The sequence below is a fragment of the Thomasclavelia sp. genome, from assembly GCF_017889095.1.
In the GTDB taxonomy this organism is placed as follows: domain Bacteria; phylum Bacillota_I; class Bacilli_A; order Erysipelotrichales; family Coprobacillaceae; genus Thomasclavelia.
In genome coordinates this window covers 1-4880 of sequence record NZ_JAGHEW010000258.1, presented here as the reverse complement: position 1 = coordinate 4880, position 4880 = coordinate 1, and the positions used below count along the sequence as shown (strand labels likewise).

The window sequence follows — 4880 nt, the reverse complement described above, 5'->3', positions numbered from 1 at the left end:
GATTTTTTGTTTATCATGATGAATATCACTATGATCTTTAGCATTATATGTAGAATAATAATAAGCACTATCTTTAGTTCCACTTAAGTGAACTGGTTCCCAAGCTTGATTAATACCATTATCTTTACGTAACTGACGAATTGCTGTTTCATCAATGTCTAAGATTTGACTTAAATATTTATCTGAGAACCCATTTTGTTTAGCTTGTTTTAAAACATCAACTGGTAATTCCTTACCTTTGTATGTTTTGATCATTTCTTCTTCTTCAACTAGTTCTTTCATTTGTTCAATGAAATATTTTTTAATTTGTGTTAATTCATGTAACTGTTCAACACTAACACCTTTTCTTAAGGCTTCATACATGATAAATTGTCTTTCACTAGTTGGATTAGCTAATAATTTAATTAATTCTTCTTTTGATAATTCATTGAAGTTTTTAGCGTATCCTAAACCATAACGTCCAATTTCTAATGAACGAATAGCTTTTTGGAAAGCTTCTTTATAAGTCTTACCAATACTCATAACTTCCCCAACAGCTTTCATTTGGGTACCAAGTTTATCTTGAGCACCTTTGAATTTTTCAAAAGCCCAACGAGCAAACTTAATTACCACATAATCACCATCAGGTACATATTTATCTAATGTTCCATATTTACCACATGGAATATCTTCCATTGTCAATCCAGCTGCTAGCATTGCAGAAACTAAGGCAATTGGAAAACCTGTTGCTTTAGATGCTAACGCTGATGAACGTGAAGTTCTTGGGTTGATTTCAATTACAACGATACGATCATCTTTAGGATTATGAGCAAACTGAACATTTGTTCCTCCGATTACTCCAATTGATTCAACGATCTTAAAAGCTTGCTGCTTTAATCGATCTTGAACTTCCTGGCTAATAGTAAGCATTGGGGCACTACAGAATGAATCTCCAGTATGTACTCCCATTGGATCAATGTTTTCAATGAAACATACCGTAATCATGTTATTGTTAGCATCACGCACAACTTCAACTTCTAATTCTTCCCAACCTAAAATTGATTCTTCAATTAAACATTGGTGTACTAAGCTGGCTTGAAGTCCTCTAGATACAACTGTTTTTAATTCTTCAATGTTGTAAACTAGACCACCACCAGCTCCACCCATGGTATAAGCTGGTCTTACAACAACAGGATAACCTAATTTATCGGCAATAGCTAAAGCTTCATCAACTGTATTAGCGATTTCACTGCGAGCCATTTCGATACCTAATTTATCCATTTCTTTTTTGAATTCTAAACGGTCTTCACCACGTTCAATTGCATCAACCTGAACTCCTAATACTTTTACATTGTATTTATCTAAAACTCCGGCTTCATTTAATTCAGAACATAAATTTAATGCTGATTGTCCTCCTAAGTTAGGAAGCAAAGCATCAGGACGTTCTTTTTCAATAATTTGTGTTAATCTTTCTAAATTTAATGGTTCAATATAAGTAACATCAGCAGTTTCTGGGTCGGTCATAATTGTTGCGGGATTTGAATTAACCAAAACAATTTTATACCCTAAACTTCTTAATGCTTTACAAGCTTGTGTTCCTGAGTAATCAAACTCACAAGCTTGACCAATTATAATTGGACCAGATCCAATTACCAATACCGTATTAATGTCTTCTCTTTTTGGCATTTTTTATTCCTCCATCTATCTTCTCTTACAAAAAAACATATCACCTAATGATATGTCAATTAAAAAACAGAAATATAAAAGAATTGAAAATGATTATTCATAATTAAGCTAAATTTACCCATCATAATCACTCCTTCTACTTTTATCTACTCTAGTATACATAACCTTAACCGACTATTCAACAATTTTAAAATAAGTTATCATCGTGATAACTACTCCTTAAATAATCCCATATCAGTTTAAAAAAAATATCTTAGTAAATAATAAAATTAGGTGATTATATGAAAAACTTGACCCATACTAATATTATCAATGAAATCTTAGAAAATGTTCGCGATGATATGGAAGATGAAGAAATTATTCATCTTGTTTTAGAAAAGAAAGTATCTAATTTAAACAACGATAGTACCACCAGTGAAAAACTAGCTGATAAAATTGCTAAAATTACTGGCAGCTGGGCCTTTATCATTATTTTCATTATCAGTTTATTGGCTTGGATGCTTTATAATTTATTAGCCATTAATCGTTTTGATCCTTATCCTTATATTCTTTTAAATCTAATTCTTTCCTGCATTGCTGCCATCCAGGCCCCAATTATTATGATGTCTCAAAATCGTCAGGAAGAAAAAGATCGCCAGCGTAATATCAATGATTATAAAGTTAATTTAAAAACCGAAATTATTATCCAGGATCTTCATAATAAACTAGATTTAATTATTGAAGAATTACAAAAAATCAACAATCAGCTTTAAGACCTCAATTCGACAATTACCATCAGTTATGATAAAATCAAAGCCATGAGGTGATTTCATGGCTTCAAAAAAGAAACAAAATCTATTCAACATTAAAAATATTCTTTTTAGCTTTATTATTAGTATAATAATATTTTTAGCAGCTTTATATTATAAACAATATTTCCCCCTTTATTTAATTCATAGTATTACTATCTTATTGATAATGATAATTGGCAGTCTTCCTTTTATCATTAAAAAATATAAGCAGCAGCAAAATTTAATTAAGTTACTACTTAGCTGCTTGTCAGTTATTTTGATCTTTAGCGGTGTTACTATTTATAAACATAATGATAAACTAGCTAGTGATGGTGAATATATTGGAATTGATATTTCTAAATGGAATGATCAAATCAATTTCCAATTAGCGAAACAAGAAATTGATTTTGTCATCATTCGCTGCGGTTATACTTCATTAACTAATGGTACCAATACTAAAGAAGATCCCTTGTTTAGACAAAACATCGAACAATGTAAACAATTAAACATTCCTTATGGTATCTATTATTACTCATTAGCTAGGGATACCAGCCAAGCTCAAAAAGAAGCCAATTTTGTAAATGACTTATTAGCTGGTGATATTCCTGATTTAGGTGTTTTTATTGATCTAGAAGATGAACAATATCAAAATGATCTTTCAAGCGAACAGCTAACTAATATTGCTACTGCTTTTTTAAGTACCATTGATGATCAAAACCGCAAAGGTATCTACGCTAATCATTACTGGTGGACAACTAAATTAACCGATCCAAGCTTAAACAACTATATTAAATGGATTGCTCATTACCAGGATGATCGAACTATTGATGATGGCTTTACAATCTTACAATATAGTGAAACTGGCAGCGTTAAAGGAATTGATGGTAATGTTGATTTAAATATTATTAATAATAAATATTGGCAAGACTGATTAGACAAACTAATCAGTTTTTTAGTATGCATTTATCTTATAGCATGTTTCGATATTAGCATTGTACTAATTTAGCTGTTTTATCTAAAATATAGACAAGAAGAAAGGAATGATAAAAAATGAGATTAAACGGAAAAATCGCGTTAATTACCGGTGGCGGTACCGGGATTGGTTTAGCGGTAGCTAAAGCTTATGTAAATCAAGGTGCTTATGTTTATATTACCGGACGGAGAGAAAACAAACTAATTGAAGCCAAAAATATGATTGGTAAAAATATTGATTATGTAGTTGGTGATGTGTGCAATAAAGAAGACATGAATAAAGCAATTTCTAAAATCAAAGATGAACAAGGCCATTTAGATATCGTTTTTGCTAATGCTGGTGTTGGTAATTATATTGCCTTAGAAAATGTAACTGAGCAAGAATTTGATCGGGTCATGCATACTAATGTATTAGGAACATATTATACTGTTCAAGCCAGTTTACCAATTATGAATGAAGGCAGTACCATTATTTTAAATACCTCAGTTACAACTCAATTAGGATTACCTAATTTTAGTTTATATATTGCTGCTAAGTCAGCCCAAAAATCATTACTTAAAACTTGGAGCAACGAACTTAGAGATCGCAAAATCAGAATCAATGCCATTGCCCCAGGAATTATTCCGACCGAAGCTGCTGGTAAGGAATTAGGACGTGATGAAAGTAAAGAAAAAGAATTACAAAACTATCGGGCAACGCTTATTCCCGCTGGTCGAGTTGGCCATGTTGATGATATTGCTAATACGGCAATCTTTTTAGGCAGTGATGAAGCTAATTATATTAATGGTATTGAAATTACAGTTGATGGTGGATTAGGGGCTATTTACCCTGTTAAGTTATAATGAATGAGTTAGAAAGATTGATTGATCAGTTAGCTGATTTTGCTACTAACTATCAAATCACACAAATTCCTACTTATTACTATGATGCCTTATTTAATTATTTAGGGGTTAGTCTCTATAGCAGTAATCAGGAAGCAGTGCAAATTGTCGCTAATACTTTTAAAGATGATGGTGGTAAGTATTTACCGCTAGGTCAGCAAACACCACAGACTTTAGCTAATTGTGTTTTAATTGATTGTTTAAGCAGTGCTATTTTAGCTTATGATGATATTCATTTAGAAACTACGATCCATCCTTGTGGGCCGATAGCCAGCAGTTTACTGGCTATCGCTAGAAAACAAAAAGTTTCCCTAAAACAATTTCTAATTGCATTAATGGTTGCTTTAGAAGTCGAATGTCGCTTGGCAATTGCTTTATTTTCAAAACAAAGTAACGCTGATCCTAGTTATTATCCAACCGGAATTGTCGGCGGTATTGCTAGCAGCGTAGCGATTAGTCGTTTATTAAACTTTTCTAAAGCAAAGATGATTGAAGCAATGGCTCTAGCTGCTACCATGACTAGTGGTAATCGTGGCAGTCATGGATCTATGGCTGGCAGCATCATTCCCGCTATCAGTGCAAAAAACGGCT

At 32.2% G+C, this 4880-nt stretch carries 5 protein-coding genes; 4 read left to right on the top strand and 1 reads right to left on the bottom strand.

The genetic code is table 11. The features are described 5' to 3' along the window. A partial coding sequence (gene carB / locus J7M77_RS11570; RefSeq protein ID WP_296878697.1) for a carbamoyl-phosphate synthase large subunit occupies nucleotides 1-1665 on the bottom strand: 1665 nt, incomplete at its 3' end. A 281-nt stretch (nucleotides 1666-1946) separates the two neighbouring features. On the opposite strand from carB, the gene J7M77_RS11565 reads away from it, so the two are divergent. From J7M77_RS11565 to J7M77_RS11550, 4 genes are all read left to right on the top strand, one after another. Further along, nucleotides 1947-2417 carry a DUF1003 domain-containing protein gene (locus J7M77_RS11565; protein ID WP_296878695.1) on the top strand — a complete coding sequence of 157 codons (471 nt, stop codon included), beginning with the start codon at nucleotides 1947-1949 and terminating at the stop codon, nucleotides 2415-2417. A 58-nt stretch (nucleotides 2418-2475) separates the two neighbouring features. After that, nucleotides 2476-3366, top strand: coding sequence for a glycoside hydrolase family 25 protein (locus tag J7M77_RS11560; protein ID WP_296878693.1), 891 nt, complete (start codon nucleotides 2476-2478; stop codon nucleotides 3364-3366). 119 nt (nucleotides 3367-3485) lie between these two features. Further along, entirely contained in the window at nucleotides 3486-4250 is a 765-nt protein-coding gene (locus J7M77_RS11555) for an SDR family oxidoreductase (RefSeq protein WP_296878691.1), read from the top strand. Further along, nucleotides 4250-4880 (top strand): MmgE/PrpD family protein (locus J7M77_RS11550; RefSeq protein ID WP_296878689.1); only part of this gene is annotated, 631 nt, incomplete at its 3' end. The genes J7M77_RS11555 and J7M77_RS11550, both read left to right, overlap by 1 nt.

What these genes read in the sequence shown, in the direction of transcription:
- J7M77_RS11565 (WP_296878695.1), top strand. Translation starts at nt 1,947, where the DNA reads ATGAAAAACTTGACCCATACTAATATTATCAATGAAATCTTAGAAAAT.
- J7M77_RS11555 (WP_296878691.1), top strand. Translation starts at nt 3,486, where the DNA reads ATGAGATTAAACGGAAAAATCGCGTTAATTACCGGTGGCGGTACCGGG.
- J7M77_RS11560 (WP_296878693.1), top strand. Translation starts at nt 2,476, where the DNA reads ATGGCTTCAAAAAAGAAACAAAATCTATTCAACATTAAAAATATTCTT.